Raw genomic sequence first — 16791 nt, 5'->3', positions numbered from 1 at the left:
GCCTGAGGAAGAGCAATGAAAAGAGCATTTATTTTAGTACTGGATTCATTTGGAATTGGTGCGACAGCTGACGCTGAAAAATTTGGTGATGTTGGTTCAGATACGTTAGGCCATATCGCTGAGCAGTGTGAGAAAGGTCTAGCAGACAACGCTGATCGTCAAGGGCCACTGACGTTGCCTAATCTGTCAAAGCTTGGTTTAGCCATGGCTCACAAAGAGTCAAAAGGTCACTTTGCGCCTGGCTTAGATACAGAGGCGGACATTATTGGTGCTTACGGCCATGCTGCTGAGCTATCTTCAGGTAAAGACACACCGTCAGGCCACTGGGAAATTGCTGGTGTGCCAGTTCTGTTTGACTGGGGCTATTTTACCGACAAAACAAACAGTTTCCCGAAAGAACTCACCGATCGCATTCTTGAGCGTGCTGGTCTAGACGGTTTCCTTGGTAACTGCCATGCATCGGGCACTCAGGTTCTGGATGATCTTGGTGAAGAGCATATGAAGACAGGGCAACCTATCTTCTATACGTCGGCGGATTCGGTATTCCAGATTGCTTGCCATGAAAAAACTTTTGGTTTAGAGCGCTTGCTTGAGCTTTGTCAGATCGCACGTGAAGAGCTTGAAGACTACAACATCGGCCGTGTTATTGCTCGTCCATTCGTTGGACCGGGTAAAGGCCAGTTTGAGCGTACTGGTAATCGCCGTGATCTGTCTGTTGAACCACCTTCAGCGACGATTCTACAGAAACTTGTTGACGAGAAGGGCGGTGAAGTTCACTCGATTGGTAAGATTTCTGACATTTACGCTGGCTGTGGTATCACCAAGAAGACCAAAGCAACCGGCATTCCGGCACTTTTTGAAGCAACCAAAGAGGCTATCAAAGAAGCGGGTGATAATACTATCGTCTTCACCAACTTTGTTGATTTTGATTCTGCCTATGGTCACCGTCGTGACGTAGCTGGCTATGCTGCTGCGCTTGAGTACTTCGATGGTCGTATCCATGAAGTGATGGAGATGATGGAAGAGGACGATCTTCTGATCCTGACTGCCGACCACGGCTGTGACCCAACTTGGCCAGGTACTGACCACACGCGTGAGCACATTCCTGTGATTGTTTACGGCCAGAAAGTCCCAGCAGGTTCGTTAGGTTTACGCGATTCTTTTGCTGACATTGGCCAAACACTGGCGACGTATTTTGGTACATCACCAATGGATTACGGTAAGAACTTTTTATAATTTGAGATGGTTAGGGAGGTATCTTACCTCTCTAACAACGTTTAACTGAGTTAAGGAATTAACAGACATGGCAACTCCACATATTAATGCTGAAATGGGTGCATTCGCAGACGTTGTTCTTATGCCGGGTGACCCGCTACGCGCGAAGTACATTGCAGAAACATTCCTCGAAGATGTCGTTCAGGTCTGTGATGTGCGTAATATGTTCGGTTTCACTGGCACTTACAAAGGTCGTAAAGTATCAGTGATGGGCCACGGCATGGGTATCCCATCTTGTTCAATCTATGCGACTGAGCTAGTCAAAGATTACGGCGTGAAGAAAATCATCCGTGTCGGTAGCTGTGGTGCAGTAAGTGAAGATATCAAGGTACGTGATGTTGTGATTGGTATGGGCGCTTGTACTGACTCTAAAGTGAACCGCATTCGCTTTAAAGGTCATGACTTTGCTGCAATTGCTGATTATAAAATGGTTCGCGCAGCCGAAGAGGCAGCGAAAGCACGTGGTATTGAAGTGAAAGTCGGTAACCTGTTTTCCGCGGAATTGTTCTATACGCCAGATCCAGAGATGTTCGATGTGATGGACAAGTACGGTATTGTCGGTGTTGAGATGGAAGCGGCAGGCATCTACGGTGTTTGTGCTGAGTACGGTGCGAAAGCTTTGACTATCTGTACTGTGTCTGATCACATCAAAACGGGCGAGCAGACAACGTCAGATGAGCGTCAGACGACTTTCAATGACATGATGATTATTGCGCTAGATTCAGTTCTATTAGGTGATGAAGCGTAAACCTGACTTCGCCAGATGAAGAGTCAAAAGGGAGGACATGCTGTCACTCCCTTTTTTATGTTATTCGTTAACCCATCTCTTTGAGCAGTAGGTTTTCACTTTTACGTTTGGGCTTTCTTCGAATCACAATCGCTAGTAGCAACCCTGCAATAAAGCTCATTCCAACCATGGTGTACATATAACGATCACTTTTACGGTAGTAGTGATCAGAAAAGGCAGTTACTTTACCGGTTTCAAAAGTGATACGCACAAAACCAATCACAGCGCTATCATGCATGATTGGCTCAACAAGCTGCTGTTTGCCAATTCGAGCGGTTTCTAACGGTGTATCTAAGCCCAGAATCTCACGCACACTTTTCCCTTTGTCACTTGAGGCCAAACGAATGCCTTCAGCGTCATAAATGGTGGCATCAAATACGAGATTGTCTTTAGCCAGTTGGTTAGTTAACTTCAGTAGGCGCTCCTGATCTTGATTAACGATCATCTCACCTGCTGATAAAGAAGCCTGAGACACCAACACCTTTGTGAGTGTTTCCAATTGGTTTTTTTGGATTTGCTCGTTGCCTTTGGTAATTTTTACGCTGTTAACACCAATCACACCGACCATCGCAATCAAGGACAGGATAGCGAGCGCTCTTAAAGCCATGCGAAATGAGAACAGAGAGGATTCCATACTCACCTAATCTGAGGTTAATTTTGCTATAGAGCATATTGATACTTGCGCAGCTAAATTGCAATAGGTTAACGTGTGAGGAGGTTTTTTAGGAATGATTTACATGGAAACGTTTAAGACCCTTTCTATTCAAAAACATACTTCACTGTTTAACCGAATTCCAGAGGTGCGTTTATCCAGCCAATTTGATAAAGCGAAAGCCAATTGGATTGTTTTTGCGGAGTATTTGTCTCCTCAACACTTCGAAGATATCGATTTTTTTACCGGTAAATATAATGCTGTCGTGGATGTGTGGAAAGTTGGCCGCTATGAAGTCGCTTTAATGCAAGGTGAGTTGACCCCAGAACATGAAAAGATTTTGCAAGGGATTGAGCTCGATTATGCACCGCTGAATGAATTGCCTGATTTGTCAAAACCGGGCCTTATCGTAATGGATATGGACTCCACGGCTATTCAAATTGAGTGCATTGATGAGATAGCTAAACTGGCTGGAGTAGGTGAGGAAGTGGCGGAGGTCACTGAACGAGCCATGCAGGGTGAGCTGGATTTTGAACAGAGCTTACGTCAGCGTGTCGGAGCACTCACTGGGGCTGATGAGAGTATTTTGTCTAGCGTTAGAAGCGAACTCCCTTTGATGCCAGACCTTCCTGAATTGGTACATACCTTACGTCGATTTGGCTGGAAAACAGCGATTGCTTCTGGCGGCTTTACCTATTTTTCAGATTTTCTGAAAGACACGTTGAAATTAGATCATGCTCAGTCTAACCAGCTGGAAATTATTGATGGAAAGCTGACTGGTAAGGTGCTGGGTGATGTGGTTTCAGCCCAAACCAAAGCGGATATTCTCGAAGAGTTAGCGGAACAATATGACATAGAGACGCACAATACGATTGCTGTTGGTGATGGGGCTAATGATTTGGTGATGATGGCCGCTGCCGGCTTAGGTATCGCATTTCATGCTAAGCCAAAAGTGGAACAGCAAGCACAAACTGCAGTGCGTTATGTCGGGCTTGGAGGCGTGCTGTGTATTTTATCGGCGGCGTTGGCTAAGCAGAAAAAGATCAGTTTTAAGCCTGCTCCGTAATGCAAGTTGCGAGGGGGAACCCTCGCTTCTGTCTGCTCAGTGTTTATTGGCTCAATTCAAGGCGAATAAGCACTTCTTCTGTAATATCCGTTATTTCACTATAGCCGACGATACCATTAATCTCTTTTTCTAAGCTTCTGGCTTGATGCATACTGATCGGCGCAAGTTCTTTGATATCTTCTTGAAGAAGGGCACTCATGGGATCAAACACCGGCGCACTACAAACTCGAAGGGCGTAGAATTCACCGATTGCTTGAGCGTTTTTAATAAAAGAAATACGCTCTTTAACTGCGCTGAACTCGCTCACCAGTTTGGATTCATACGACTGAATTCGTGTACCAAACTGTGTGATAGACAAGTATATTTCTTGGAATTGTGGCTGCGCCCCATCAATATGTCGCATCGGTTGGGCAAGCAGAGTATTAGTATGACCTTTGTAGATAGGTTCGACGGAAAAGTTTTCTCCCTGCCCTAATTTTGCCAATACCACTAACGGCGGTGAAAGCGGGTAGTTAACACCAATGACACGAGGTTTAAGATTTCTCCCTCGTTTTTCTACGAAGATAGGCGTACTCACAACTTTGTCGAGTAAGATATCATGCAATCCTTCAAGTAGCTGGTTACTTGGCAAAAGCTCTTTTTTGGCGACGAGCTTATCTTGGTTATGCTCAATCAGCCGGCCAAAAAAAGCAATGGTGCGCATTGTGTTACTGTCTTCAAGCATGACGAGCTGGAGACGTTTTCCACCCGGCGAAATGCGAATAACTTTGTAAGGAACGCTGTCGAGGGGCAGCTTCTTGTCATAAAGGCTGAGTTCTTTAAAGTTAACAGAACATGTGTCCCCAGCTTTAAGTTTACTTGGAGTGGTCAAAGCCACACTGATACCGCGCTTCGAAATATCCAATGTTACGCCTGCATGCACCACACTTGTATCGCAAGTCATTTCTATTGGTGAGCGAAACTGAAAGCGAGGTTCCTTACGACGAGATTTTGCATCAAAATAAAGGCAAACCGGATTATTTTCTGGGTTACGCGCGTGGCAGAAGCGATTGAGGCTACTACTAGGGATTCTGGGTTTAGAAGTCAGCAAGTAATCCTGATGGGTGGACTGAGTGGAAAGCTCCTGAAGAATACCGCAATGAGTGAGCAAGTGAGTTTGGAAATCCAGCTCAGTAGAATGTTTAGAAAGTTCGGTACGCTCTTCATCAGACAGTTCGAAGACATGCAAGCGAAATGCTCTCCAGCTCTCTTTTTTTGCACCGACATGCCAGAATAATTGACGCACTTCTCGTGTTGCTTCAGGCATCATCATTGAGAAGAACAAAGTCTTACCTTGATGCTCATGAGTGAAGGAGTAAAACACGTTGTTACTGCCACGCATACCGGGCTTGGTTAACTGTTCAATGCGCTCTTTATTAAACAAGCTGGTTAATGTTTGTTGATTGCGCTCGTCTTGCCAGTATTGCCAAATAGGTTGATTGTTCTCTGTCATTAATGCCAGTTTGAGTTCGCTGCCACTAAAGAACACGGGTAAATTACAGGTATGCTTGAGAAATGTATGCTCATAGCCTCGAGAACGAGCACGAATGACTTTGTCTTGATTGTCATGCCGGCTGCGTTGGTTATCATTTTTTAGCTTATCTTCTATGACTTGCTCAACAACATTTGACTCATCAAGCTTCAACAGTCGTAGATACTTGACCGCATCATTTTCATATGAGTCATCAATACCGACAATCCGATAACTAATGGGGGTATCTAGCCCTTCGACTTCGCTGTCTTTTATCAATTCAACGAAACGAACAGCTATGACTTCGCCAAGTTTATAATTGAATGCAGAGGGAGCTTTAAACTTGGCTCCGGATGGAGAAATATCGACGGTTGTCGCGTGAACCAGTTGATCTCTGTTGATTTGAAACTCTATCTGTGTGGAAAGCTTGAGGCGATTTTCACGGCGTTTGAGATCATAGCCCAAGTTGATGGCTTCCACATCGTATGCCGTGCTCTTTTCAGAAAACTCGATACCTTGTGGTTTGCCTCGCTTTTGCATCACCCTAAAGTTGTTGTGAGTGTTGCATAACGCTTCCCAAACACCTTCGGTATAGCCACCAAACTTACGGGTATTTTTGTGGTAGGCATTGAAAGCGACATCATCGAGCCAATGCTTCACGCCGTCGAGTTCATATTCTCGACATTCCCCTTTTACCCGACCACGAAGGTCTACCGGTTTAGTGCAAGGGGCCATGACTCGATTAAGTTCCATCTTGACCAGAATTTTAACCGATGGGGGCTCTCCTTCAGTCATTTGCTCGAGAAGGTATTCAAAATCATCGGAATTGTAAGCAGGAATCAATCGTTCTGCTAAAGATAAAATCTCTGGCTGCTGCATATATTTTTGTTAGCTTGTCCCTTACGCTAAATATCGGCCTTGATATAAAGATCTTTAATGATATGTTACACCGAATCAAGGTGAATAGGTGACGAATGATAACGGCATTGTCACAAATACAGGTCAGAGGTGATATGGCGAAGGCAAAAAGAGCATACGTGTGTAATGACTGCGGTGCGGATTTCCCGCGTTGGCAGGGGCAGTGTAATGCTTGTGGTTCGTGGAATACGATTAGTGAAGTCCGATTGGCAGCATCACCAGCCGCAGCACGAAATGAGCGTTTAGCAGGCTATGCTGGAAACACTGGGGAAACACAAGTTCAAACCTTATCTGACATTGATTTGCAAGAAGTACCACGCTTTACCAGTGGCTTTAAAGAGTTTGACCGAGTGCTTGGTGGTGGCGTAGTTCCGGGGGCTGCGATTCTGATTGGTGGTAACCCAGGGGCGGGTAAATCTACGCTGCTTTTGCAGACGATGTGCTATCTCGCTTCGCAGATGCCTACATTATACGTGACGGGGGAAGAGTCGTTGCAGCAGGTTGCGATGCGAGCGTCACGATTGGGGTTACCTAAAGATAACCTCAAGATGCTTTCTGAGACTAATGTTGACCGGATCTGCCAGATTGCAGAAAAAGAGCAGCCAAAAATCATGGTTATCGACTCAATTCAGGTGATGCATGTGGCAGATGTGCAATCATCACCCGGTAGTGTGGCGCAAGTACGTGAGTCTGCAACGGCATTAACACGATATGCAAAACAGAACAATGTCTCGGTATTTATTGTTGGCCATGTAACGAAAGATGGCACCTTGGCTGGGCCGAAAGTCCTTGAGCATATTATTGACTGCTCAGTGTTACTGGACGGCGGTACCGATAACCGTTTCAGAACGATGCGCAGTCACAAAAACCGTTTTGGCGCTGTCAACGAGTTGGGGGTGTTTGCGATGACAGGGCAGGGGTTAAAAGAAGTCAGTAACCCGTCAGCGATTTTTCTCTCTCGTGGTGAGGAAGAAACGTCTGGTAGCTCAGTGATGGTGGTATGGGAAGGCACACGCCCTCTATTAGTCGAAATTCAGGCCTTGGTTGATTATTCTCAGTTGGCAAACCCAAGACGTGTTGCTGTCGGGCTGGAGCAGAACCGATTGTCGCTTTTACTGGCCGTTTTACACAAGCATGGTGGACTACAGATGGCGGATCAAGACGTCTTCGTTAATGTGGTCGGTGGCGTTAAGGTCACTGAAACCAGCGCGGATTTAGCTTTAGTGATGGCATTACTATCAAGCTTTCGTGATCGTGTTATGCCAAAAGATGTGGTTATTTTTGGTGAAGTTGGCCTAGCGGGAGAGATTCGCCCGGTACCTAGTGGACAGGAAAGACTCAATGAGGCTTTCAAGCATGGCTTTAAGAAGGCCATTGTACCTGCGGCTAATATGCCAAAAGGCGGCATTGCAGGTATGCAGATCCATGGTGTGAAGAAGTTGTCAGAGGCAATTGAGGCATTTGATGAGCTATAGATCTTAGGCTTGAGCTGTTAACGACGAAATTGAAAGCGAAGGGTTGGCATGTTATGTCAACCCTTCGTCCTTTGTATCTAAAGCATGTCCAGTGCTTTCTCGACGGCGCAGATCAATCGATCTACGTCTTGTTGGGTGTTGTAAATGGCAAAAGATACTCGAACTGTACCTTTTACGTTAAGAGCATCCATTAATGGGTGAGCACAATGGTGGCCAGCGCGAACAGCAATCCCTTGTTGGTCAAGTAATGTTGCAATATCTTGATGGTGGACACCCTCAATCACAAAAGACACTACAGATGCATTTGGTTGGTAACCAATGACTCTGACATCTTCAAGAGCAGAAAGCCTTCGGTATGTATCTTTTACTAAATGATGAATGTGTTGCTCGACCACACTATGTGTGAAGCTTTGGTACCAGTGGATCGCGGTAGCTAATGCAAGAGCTCCGGCTACGTTAGGGGTACCCGCTTCAAATTTACCGGGTAACTGGCTGAATGTGGTGCCAGAAAACGAGACTTTCTCGACCATTTTCCCGCCACCATGCCATGGAGGCATGGCCTCCAGTAGTGGCAGTTTGCCGTACAGAGCGCCTATTCCTGCGGGTGCATAAAGCTTGTGCCCAGAAAAAACGTAAAAATCGGCGTTTAAACGTTTTACATCGACTTTTTCGTGGACGATCCCCTGAGCTCCGTCAATGACCACTTTAGCGCCAACTTTATGCGCGTGAGCAATCACATCTTCAATTGGCAGGCGGCTACCTGTTACGTTAGTCATATGAGCGAGAGCGACGAGTCTGGTTTTATTGGATAACAAGTCTATAAAGGCGTTCATGTCCCATTGGCAACCTTCAGTCATTGGAACTTTCACAACTTTTGCCCCTGTTTGCTCAGCGACAATTTGCCACGGAACAATGTTCGCGTGGTGTTCCATTTCACCAACCAGAATTTCGTCATTCGGTTTAAGTGTACTTCTTGCGTAGGTTTGAGCAATGAGGTTCAATGCTTCGGTCGCGCCACGTGTCCAGATAATTTCCTTACTAGTCGCTGCGCCGATAAAATCTGCCACGGTCTGACGAGCTGATTCAAATTGGCTGGTGGCTTGTGCTGTGAGGCTGTGACTACCACGATGGACATTGGCGTTTTGCGAACGGTAGTAGTCAGTAATAGTGCTGATAACACACTCAGGTTTCTGAGTGGTCGCGGCACTATCAAGGTAGACCAGATCTTCACCGTTAATGCTCTGTTGAAGGGCAGGGAATTGTGACCTGATAGATTGGACATCTAGCATGATTCAAGACCACCTAGTTTGTGATATTGCAATGTGGGAATGGTTACCATCGGCTCTGCAACTGTCCATGCGTGCTCTTTCCCCGATAAGTTAATGATGATTTCCATGGCAAACTCAAGGGCAGTCCCTGGGCCTTGGCTGGTCAATAAGTTGTGATTGATGTCGTAAGTGACTCGTTTAACACGCCAGTTCTTTTCATTGATATAAGATTCAAAATGAGGGTGGCAAGTCATGAGAGCATCTGAATACAGCTTGTGATGAGCGAGCACTAAAGCTGGGGCTGCACATATCGCTGCGACTAACTTGCCTTCATACATTTGCTGTCGAACAATCTCAACCAGTACGGTGCTGTCACGGAAGTTTTCAGCGCCCTCTACACCGCCCGGTAAGATAACAGCATCAAACTCATCATCAGCGATATCGATTAGTTTACAATCAGCAGTGAGTGTCACCCCTCTAGAGGCTTTCATTGTGAGCTGACCTTCGAAATCTGCGCTAGCGACAGTCACGTCATACCCTGCGCGAACCATCATGTCGATAATCGTGACGGCTTCCATTTCTTCTGTGCCCGGTGCAATCGGGATCAGTACATTTTTGCTCATTAAGATTCCCAGCTTTGTTCAATATGTTTGATTTGCGTGTAGAGCGCTTGATTTTCAGGGGTTTGAATATTGTGAATTTTAGCCTGTTTCAGCAAGTAACCAGTAATAAAATCAATTTCACTTTTACGTTTATAGTAAATGTCTTGTTGCATGGAAGAAAAGTTTTCTGCTGTGGTATTGATGACTTGGTAAACCGTCGATTCTAGTATGGGTAGCTCGATGGGAATCGAGCTCGCTGACATGACTTGAAAGACTTCTTGGATGATAGCAGTGAGTTGGTTTTTATACTGCATAGCTGCCAAATCACCATTTCTGATATGTAAGGTGGCTGTTAGGGGGTTAATCGCACAGTTAATAGCCAGCTTGAGCCACAAAGCGTGTTCTATATTGTCACACCATGTAACTTCGGGAAGTGCATGCTGCATTACTTCTTGGAGGAAGTGACATTGTTTCCCTAAATGATTAATGCCGCCTATCTGAGTTATTCCTGCGCCTGTGTGTATGGCGCGGTGTTGGGTTGGCTTATAAGCACCGTGTGTGGTGGTAGCAAGGAGTAAAGGATTGTCAGGAAAAGTGCTGTGAAGCCATTCATCGGTCCCCATGCCATTATGCATGAGAGCGATCATGGTTTCAGGAGCAATATGCTTTTTTAATGGCGTCAGTGCTTGTTCAACCTGCCACGCCTTTACCGTGACTAATAGTAAATCTGCCAGTTTGAGAGAATCAATATTTTGATTATCAAATCGAATTGCCGATTGTTCACCAAGTTGTAGATTCAGGTGAGATTTATTTGAAGTCGACCAAACAGCAACATGATGGCCTGAAATGGAAAGTTTAGTCGCCCACAGCGTACCAATAGCACCGGGACCAATAATAACGATATTCACACTGATTTGCCGAACCGATAATTTCCCACAAGGATAATCACCGTTTAAGCGAAAGCCAATAAAAAATGGTACCCGAAGGTACCATTTTTAAGGCAGTGAACTTCAATTAGTGGCTTAGAACTTGTAAGTCACGGCTACGTAGTGCCCAACACCTGATGATTCTGGTTTGTGACCCCAAGGTAGTGCTTCACCATCTTTAAAGCCATAAACATCTTTATATAGTTTTAGACCGTAACCTACTGCAAATCGATCTGAGTGCCAGTAGATACCATTAAACATAGCACCACCGTTAGATGCTGTAGTGTTGAATTTGTTGCCTTCGGAATCGTCCATACCAAATTGGTAATCAATGTAACCTTGGTAAGAGATAAATGAGCCATTTTCGAAGAAGTAGAAAGGCTTAAACCAGTTTGTTGATAGCTGGAAGCCGTTCCAGTCTTTATTATTGCCATCGTAAGTTCCATATAGATTTAGACCAATTTTGCCTAACCACGGAACATTTACATCAGAACCTACACCTATCTTTTGAGAGTTAACATCAGATTTTCCTCCCCACTCCATAAGAGTGGCAACGTATAGTTCTTGAACGGGACCAAAAGATAAGTCTTTACCCGTTAGTGCGTCTAAAGACATACGTGGTGCGAATTTCATGAAAATTTTCTCGCCGCCAGCTTTGTCACTACCTGGATCTGAAGCTAGGTTAAATACATCAACGTATCCGTATAGGTCGAATAGACCTGAGCGACCACCAAATTCCATTTCTAGGTAATCGTGAGAAGACTCAGCATAGCCTTTCTCATCGAACGCACCCATTAGGTTGAACTGCATCCATTTGTAGTCGTTCTTGTGGATATCGCCGTCAGAATAATCGGCAGCCATTGCCGGTGCAGACATTGCAGCTACGACACCAAGAGCTAAAAGTGATTTACGCATAGTGGGACTCTCTATGTTTATTCAATATCAAAATCTATTCATATAGCCATCGTTGCACAATCTATGTTGTGCTTTTACTGGAGCGCATATTAACGATAAAAATCTCAATTAATAGTGATACGGAGTGTAAAAATACATAAAACTAGTGATTGAGATCTCATTAATGATTATTTTTTTAGGATGTAACGGGTGTGTAATTGTTTTGCACAAAAAGTGATATAGGTATCGTTTACGCAAGCGCTTGCGCTAATTTTAATGCCTGTCAAACAATCAACATATTTAGTGATTGATCCCTGTCTCATCTTTTTCGTAAGTACTGATAAAGTGATTAAGGATGATTAATGTTGTCAGAAATTATGCTGTTCCCTCTAGGCTCAATGCTTCTTCCTGAAGGAAAAATGAAGCTTCGTATTTTCGAACCTAGATACAAAAGATTAATCAAAGAGGCGAGTCAATCTGATGGTACCTTTGGCATTTGCTTAGTTGAACAAGATGAGCTTTCGGCATCATCCCGACTCTCATCGTTTGGGTCGTTGGCGAAAATTGTTGACTTTGAACTGCTCGAAGATGGGTTATTGGGGGTAACAGTGGTTGGCCTCAGATGCTTCGAAATCAAAAGGATCAGAATCGAGTTTGATGGCTTGCGTAAAGCACGCATCGAGTGGCGTACAAGCTGGGAGTTTTCTCAACTTTCTCAACAGCACGAATATCTGAGTGAACAACTTCGTAATGTGTATGAGCAATTCCCTCAGCTCGGTGATTTGTATGACCAATGTTTCTTTGACGATGCAAGTTGGGTCAGCCAGCGCTGGCTCGAGCTCCTTCCTGTACCTCAGAAGCAATTTGACTTTCTATTACGCCAAAAAGATTGCACCAAAGCGTTAGAGTTTCTCTCCCGCTCTATTGAAAGCTAAACTTATTGAGTGATCCACCCACTTCTTTCTGACGTAAAACAGTAAAAGTGCAGATAAGGACTTGAACATGGCAGTTAAGGACACTGAATCTTTCGTTAAAAAAGATTGGCTCCTCTGTATGGAGAGAGTGAAAGAAAAAGACAAAGCCTCATATGCGTTGGTCTTCAAGCACTTTGCGCCTAGGTTAAAACAATTTACTTACAAGCACATGGGCAATGAACAAGTGGCTGTCGAACTGGTTCAGGAGACGATGACAACCGTGTGGCAGAAAAGTCATCTATTTGATGGCTCTAAAAGCTCGTTATCAACGTGGATTTATACGATAGCGAGGAACCTTTGTTTCGATACACTGAGGAAACAACGAGGAAGAGATCTTCATATTCATTCAGAAGACATTTGGCCTAACGATTATTGCCCACCAGATATGGTGGAGCATTACACCCCAGAGCACGAGATGCTGAAAGAGCAAGTTGTGAAGTTCTTAGATATTCTTCCAGAAGCACAAAAAAAAGTCGTGCAAGCTGTGTATCTTGAAGAACTACCCCATCAGCAAGTTGCTGATATGTACGACATACCTGTCGGTACCGTCAAGTCTCGGTTAAGGCTCGCTGTAGAGAAATTACGTTATTCAATAGAGGTAGAAAGATTATGAGCTATCATCCGAATCAGCCTATGTTACAAGCTTATGTTGAAGGCAGTCTGGATGCAGTCGACGGGTTTACTGTCGCTACTCATTTGGAAAGCTGCCCCATTTGTCAGAAACAAGTCCAACAGCTAGAGAATCAACTTGGTGAAGCTTTAATGGATCTTAGCGGTTTTGACGATAACGGCTTTGATACTATGCTAAACGACATCCTAGAAAGTGACCCAGACTCAAACCTATCGAGGCCGATCAGGAAACCTTCTAGCATTGAAGTGAATGGCAAAACGTTCCAGCTACCTCTTTCTCTATCACGCTTCCGAGATAGGGTCGGGGAGTGGAAAAGCTATGGTGGCAAGGTTTTTAGTGCACCGATTGATATCGGTGACAGCGTGCGGGTCAATTTGATGTATATTGCGGAAGGCGTGAAGATACCTCAGCATACACATAAAGGTATTGAGTCTACCTTGGTTCTGCACGGCGGGTTTAGTGATGAAGATGGTCATTACGAAGCTGGAGATTATTTAGTCAAAGATGCTTCTATCAAGCACAGTCCATGTACAAAACAAGGCGAAGACTGTCTTTGTCTAACGGTGCTCACTGAGCCGATGATATTTACTCAAGGGGTCGCGCGGATATTTAATAGATTTGGAAAGGGCTTGTATCCGTAAAGGGAAGTGAAAGCGTAATCAAGGCAGGCTTGGGAGCATCCAAGCCTGCTTTTTTATCTTCACTCAACACTTGGTGATTTCGACGGCTGAATATCTCTTTTTTGTGCCTTATTTAACATATCTGTGAAATAGTGGCGCAATGAATAAAGCATGATCAAGCTCGGAATTACCATCAACGCGGTCAGGATAAAGAACATCGACCAATCGTTGAGATAATCAACCAACTCTCCAGAAAATGAGGCTAATGTTGTGCGGCCGAAGTTGCCCAATGAAGCCAGTAAGGCATACTGGGTTGCCGAAAATGCCTGACCAGTTACTACGGTCAAGAATGAGACAAAAGCAACGGTGGAAAAGGCAGAAGTAAAGTTATCGACAACTAACGTTGCGAGGAATAACTGTTCACTCGGGCCTACTTTGGCAATCCAAGCAAACATTAAGTTACTTGAAGCCATTGCGATTCCCCCAATCATCAGGCCACGCACAATGCCGAACTTTACGTTAACCATACTGCCAATTAAGGTGAAAAGAATGGTTAAGCCCCAACCGACAAGTTTCGAATAATGGCCAATTTGCTCATTACTGAAGCCGACCTCCTTATAAAAGGTAATTGACATACGACCTAAGAAGGCTTCACCGATTTTAAAGAGAAAAACAAACAGCAGTAGTGTTAGCGCAACTCTAAAGCCATTGCTTCTGAAAAAGTCGAGAAATGGCTCTGCCACGGTCACGGTAAACCATGCAACGATACGATTCTTGACTACCCTGCTATGCCGTTGCTCAGCTTGAGCTTGCAGCTCATCTCGCTGGGTTTTCGGTTCACCAACGAGTAAGGTGAAAATCATGAGTAGACCGACTACGGCCGCCATTCCGTAATAGACACCATTCCAACCTATTGAATCGGCGTTGATAAACGCTAAATAACCTGGCACTGAGTAGCCAGTCCACCAACCAATAACCGACATCGCCGAGGCTTGGGGGAGTTTAGAAGATTCAGACTTAGGAAAGGTATCGATACGAAAAGCATCGATGGCAATATCCTGAGTGGCCGATGCTATAGCGAGACCGAGGGCGATAAAGGAGAGTGTAAGAATAATAGAATTATTAACGTATATAGAAGCTGGAGTTTCTGTTTGTAGAAATGCTTTTTGCTTCTCAGTACTAGGGTTTGATAGATTTTTTTTAGTGATAGGTAAGTAAGTAGTTGTTTGTTCGTCTAAATGCTTTAAATGAATGTCTTTGATTTGTGTTTGACCAGAGCCGAGGAAAGTAAGTTGTATTGAGTCAATACTCGCACCAGCAATAGGCTGTAAGGGGAGTGTAATAGTTTGTCCTGATGGCTGTAGGTTAATCTGCTCTGTATATACTTCTTGAACACCATTCTTAAAAATTACGACAAGGCTTCTAAAGCTATTACTGTCAGTCGAAAGTGCTAAATATTTATAGTCTTCTAGACTGAATACTTTGCCTTCTGGTGCTGACCAAAAAATTGTTGCGTCTTGATGTTGCCAGTGTTCCCTGTTCGTTAATGAAATCGTAGAGTCTGATTTTGATGTGCTGTAGCTAACACTAGGTCCAACGATAGCCATTGCGATGGTAGAGAGCAACATTATTAGCTGCATAGATAAAATCCAACTGCGGCGCTGGCCTAGGGTAGCATGCAAAATAGGCAGCTTGACTCGGTCAACAAGCGGCGCCCATAAGAAGTTAATCGCGTAGACAACAAAGACACTACCGAAATAGCCAATAGCAGCGCGAGTTAAGCCTGCGTCTTTAAGCCAACCGGACATGTTAGAGCCGATCAAAACCCATGGAAAGCCGCTAGAGCAGCCTAACATAAACACCCAGAGTAGGCGTTTGTCAAAATAACTGCGAATGGTTGCTAGCCAAGACATAGAAGAGGAACTGGCAGACATAAACCTTTCCTTGTTTGTTTTATAGTGATTGCTAAGTTATGGAAAATGAGCGGAATTGAAAAGGCTCCAACCGGATATGTTGGAGCCTTTATAGATTATGGAAGCAAGGTTACATTGGTGACAATAATCGGCGTCGCGGGCACGTCACGGTAACGACCGACCGTTTTAGTCCGTTTTTTGGACATTTGCTTTACAACATCAAAGCCTTGCGTGACTTTACCAAAAACTGCATAGCCCGGTGGGCGTTGGTCGTAATCAAGAAAGCTGTTGTCGGCATAGTTAATGAAAAACTGACGTGTTGCGGAGTTCGGGTTATTTGTCCTTGCCATAGCAACAGTCGCGGTTTCATTCTTCAAACCGTTAGAGGCTTCATTTTTTATTGGAGCGTAAGTTGATAGCTGCTTCATGTCTTTATCAAAACCGCCACCTTGCGCCATGAAACCTGGGATCACGCGGTGAAACTGAGTGCCGACATAGCTGCCATCTTTAACATATTTGAGAAAGTTCTCTACAGTGAGTGGTGCTTTCTCTTGATTCAGTTCAATGGTGAACGCGCCAAGTGTGGTTTCGAATTCAACTTTAGGGCCTGCAAAAACCAGATTACTGACTAGAGCCAGAGAGGCTATCGCAACTTTCCACATTAGAAGCGCTCCTGCATGTAGTTTTTCAGTTCTTGGTCGCTTGCGATTTCTTTGAATACTAGGTTGATGACGTCGTTAAGTACAACTTCGATTTCTTCATTAGAAGCACTCAGCGCACCAGTGCGTTTAGCTGTACCTGTGTAGGTTTTCACTAATTTGCCTTGAGGGGTTTCGGCGGTGATCTCGAGTACGACTTTACCGTCCATCTCATTTTCCATCACAGAATGTTTGACAGAAACGAGAGCTTCTTGGACTTCTACTTTTATTGAGTTTTCGCTGTTAACCGTGCTACGGAAACCTTGAGATTGGAACTGCTCCAGCAGAGCATTCTCGATCGCAATACGTACATTTTGCTTAGAGTGAATTGGTTCAATGTTTGAACGACCACTGTCAATCAGTGCCACATATTGTGCTGAACGTACGTCTTTACTTGTCAGGGTGAAACTTGCGTCTTTTACGATGTCGCTATTGCTCAAAACTGGTTGAGGCATGAAGTTAAGCTGATCTTGTTGCGGGGCGGCACACGCAGTAAGTAAGGCCATTGACGCGGCTAGAACCAATTTTCTCATTGTAATTTCCTTTAATCGTAACTCTAAACGTATTAGAGACATGATAGTG

Annotated in this window: 15 protein-coding genes and 2 pseudogenes; 7 read left to right on the top strand and 10 right to left on the bottom strand. The window is 44.5% G+C overall.

Translation table 11 applies throughout. The features are described 5' to 3' along the window. Positions 1-15 precede the first annotated feature (15 nt). Together CTT30_RS12120 and deoD are read left to right on the top strand one after the other, a co-directional pair. Positions 16-1236, top strand: a complete 1221-nt coding sequence (locus tag CTT30_RS12120) for a phosphopentomutase (protein ID WP_252035262.1) — start codon at positions 16-18, stop codon at positions 1234-1236. Positions 1237-1303: 67 nt separating this feature from the next. Continuing rightward, positions 1304-2023, top strand: coding sequence for a purine-nucleoside phosphorylase (deoD, locus tag CTT30_RS12115; protein WP_252035261.1), 720 nt, complete (start codon positions 1304-1306; stop codon positions 2021-2023). Between the two features lie 67 nt (positions 2024-2090). On the opposite strand, the gene CTT30_RS12110 is transcribed toward deoD, so the two are convergent. Next, a complete protein-coding gene (locus tag CTT30_RS12110; RefSeq protein WP_252035260.1) occupies positions 2091-2696 on the bottom strand; it encodes a YtjB family periplasmic protein in 606 nt (201 codons plus the stop codon). A gap of 103 nt (positions 2697-2799) precedes the next feature. Between CTT30_RS12110 and serB the strand changes: the two genes are divergently transcribed. Beyond that, positions 2800-3780: a phosphoserine phosphatase gene (serB, locus tag CTT30_RS12105; protein WP_252035259.1), complete on the top strand. Its 981-nt coding sequence runs from the start codon at positions 2800-2802 to the stop codon at positions 3778-3780. A 43-nt stretch (positions 3781-3823) separates the two neighbouring features. Here serB and CTT30_RS12100 read toward each other — a convergent pair whose 3' ends face one another. After that, the gene (locus CTT30_RS12100; protein ID WP_252035258.1) at positions 3824-6169 is read right to left on the bottom strand and encodes a PilZ domain-containing protein; all 2346 of its coding nucleotides are present in this window, start codon (positions 6167-6169) and stop codon (positions 3824-3826) included. Positions 6170-6303: 134 nt separating this feature from the next. Between CTT30_RS12100 and radA the strand changes: the two genes are divergently transcribed. Next, complete coding sequence (gene radA, locus CTT30_RS12095) at positions 6304-7683, top strand: DNA repair protein RadA (protein WP_239865412.1); 1380 nt, start codon at positions 6304-6306, stop codon at positions 7681-7683. A gap of 77 nt (positions 7684-7760) precedes the next feature. On the opposite strand, the gene csdA is transcribed toward radA, so the two are convergent. The 4 genes from csdA to CTT30_RS12075 form a co-directional block, all read right to left on the bottom strand. After that, entirely contained in the window at positions 7761-8972 is a 1212-nt protein-coding gene (csdA, locus tag CTT30_RS12090; RefSeq protein ID WP_252035257.1) for a cysteine desulfurase CsdA, read from the bottom strand. Continuing rightward, entirely contained in the window at positions 8966-9574 is a 609-nt protein-coding gene (locus CTT30_RS12085) for a DJ-1 family glyoxalase III (protein ID WP_252035256.1), read from the bottom strand. Before CTT30_RS12085 ends, csdA begins: the two co-directional genes overlap by 7 nt. Next, a complete protein-coding gene (gene panE / locus CTT30_RS12080; RefSeq protein ID WP_252035255.1) occupies positions 9574-10461 on the bottom strand; it encodes a 2-dehydropantoate 2-reductase in 888 nt (295 codons plus the stop codon). The genes CTT30_RS12085 and panE overlap by 1 nt, the downstream gene beginning before the upstream one ends. A 114-nt stretch (positions 10462-10575) precedes the next feature. Continuing rightward, on the bottom strand, positions 10576-11394 hold the full coding sequence (locus tag CTT30_RS12075; protein WP_239865062.1) for a nucleoside-specific channel-forming Tsx family protein: 819 nt from the start codon (positions 11392-11394) through the stop codon (positions 10576-10578). A gap of 344 nt (positions 11395-11738) precedes the next feature. Here CTT30_RS12075 and CTT30_RS12070 point away from each other — a divergent pair, with 344 nt between their 5' ends. The 3 genes from CTT30_RS12070 to CTT30_RS12060 all read left to right on the top strand — a co-directional run bounded on the left by CTT30_RS12070 (position 11739) and on the right by CTT30_RS12060 (position 13619). After that, positions 11739-12308, top strand: coding sequence for an LON peptidase substrate-binding domain-containing protein (locus CTT30_RS12070; RefSeq protein WP_239875432.1), 570 nt, complete (start codon positions 11739-11741; stop codon positions 12306-12308). A 67-nt stretch (positions 12309-12375) separates the two neighbouring features. Then, positions 12376-12960, top strand: a complete 585-nt coding sequence (locus CTT30_RS12065; RefSeq protein WP_239837670.1) for an RNA polymerase sigma factor — start codon at positions 12376-12378, stop codon at positions 12958-12960. Further along, positions 12957-13619, top strand: coding sequence for a ChrR family anti-sigma-E factor (locus CTT30_RS12060; RefSeq protein ID WP_239865058.1), 663 nt, complete (start codon positions 12957-12959; stop codon positions 13617-13619). Before CTT30_RS12065 ends, CTT30_RS12060 begins: the two co-directional genes overlap by 4 nt. 59 nt (positions 13620-13678) lie before the next feature. On the opposite strand, the pseudogene CTT30_RS12055 reads toward CTT30_RS12060, so the two are convergent. From CTT30_RS12055 to CTT30_RS12040, 4 genes and pseudogenes are all read right to left on the bottom strand, one after another. After that, a pseudogene (locus CTT30_RS12055) lies at positions 13679-14698 on the bottom strand (MFS transporter); the annotation flags it as partial. Between the two features lie 486 nt (positions 14699-15184). Continuing rightward, a pseudogene (locus CTT30_RS12050) lies at positions 15185-15532 on the bottom strand (AmpG family muropeptide MFS transporter); the annotation flags it as partial. A 95-nt stretch (positions 15533-15627) separates the two neighbouring features. Then, positions 15628-16173 carry a peptidylprolyl isomerase gene (locus CTT30_RS12045; RefSeq protein WP_252035254.1) on the bottom strand — a complete coding sequence of 182 codons (546 nt, stop codon included), beginning with the start codon at positions 16171-16173 and terminating at the stop codon, positions 15628-15630. After that, entirely contained in the window at positions 16173-16742 is a 570-nt protein-coding gene (locus CTT30_RS12040) for a YajG family lipoprotein (protein WP_239865054.1), read from the bottom strand. Before CTT30_RS12040 ends, CTT30_RS12045 begins: the two co-directional genes overlap by 1 nt. Positions 16743-16791: the final 49 nt, after the last annotated feature.

This window comes from Vibrio coralliilyticus (genome assembly GCF_024449095.1).
Taxonomy (GTDB): Bacteria; Pseudomonadota; Gammaproteobacteria; order Enterobacterales; family Vibrionaceae; genus Vibrio; species Vibrio coralliilyticus_A.
Note: the sequence above shows the minus strand (reverse complement) of the source record. Positions and strands in the feature narration are given on the sequence as shown.

Coding starts and splice junctions, on each gene's coding strand:
- serB (WP_252035259.1), top strand. CDS start 2,800: ATGGAAACGTTTAAGACCCTTTCTATTCAAAAACATACTTCACTGTTT.
- deoD (WP_252035261.1), top strand. CDS start 1,304: ATGGCAACTCCACATATTAATGCTGAAATGGGTGCATTCGCAGACGTT.
- radA (WP_239865412.1), top strand. CDS start 6,304: ATGGCGAAGGCAAAAAGAGCATACGTGTGTAATGACTGCGGTGCGGAT.
- CTT30_RS12060 (WP_239865058.1), top strand. CDS start 12,957: ATGAGCTATCATCCGAATCAGCCTATGTTACAAGCTTATGTTGAAGGC.
- CTT30_RS12085 (WP_252035256.1), bottom strand. CDS start 9,574: ATGAGCAAAAATGTACTGATCCCGATTGCACCGGGCACAGAAGAAATG.
- csdA (WP_252035257.1), bottom strand. CDS start 8,972: ATGCTAGATGTCCAATCTATCAGGTCACAATTCCCTGCCCTTCAACAG.
- CTT30_RS12110 (WP_252035260.1), bottom strand. CDS start 2,696: ATGGAATCCTCTCTGTTCTCATTTCGCATGGCTTTAAGAGCGCTCGCT.
- CTT30_RS12065 (WP_239837670.1), top strand. CDS start 12,376: ATGGCAGTTAAGGACACTGAATCTTTCGTTAAAAAAGATTGGCTCCTC.
- CTT30_RS12045 (WP_252035254.1), bottom strand. CDS start 16,173: ATGTGGAAAGTTGCGATAGCCTCTCTGGCTCTAGTCAGTAATCTGGTT.
- CTT30_RS12120 (WP_252035262.1), top strand. CDS start 16: ATGAAAAGAGCATTTATTTTAGTACTGGATTCATTTGGAATTGGTGCG.
- CTT30_RS12100 (WP_252035258.1), bottom strand. CDS start 6,169: ATGCAGCAGCCAGAGATTTTATCTTTAGCAGAACGATTGATTCCTGCT.
- CTT30_RS12075 (WP_239865062.1), bottom strand. CDS start 11,394: ATGCGTAAATCACTTTTAGCTCTTGGTGTCGTAGCTGCAATGTCTGCA.
- CTT30_RS12040 (WP_239865054.1), bottom strand. CDS start 16,742: ATGAGAAAATTGGTTCTAGCCGCGTCAATGGCCTTACTTACTGCGTGT.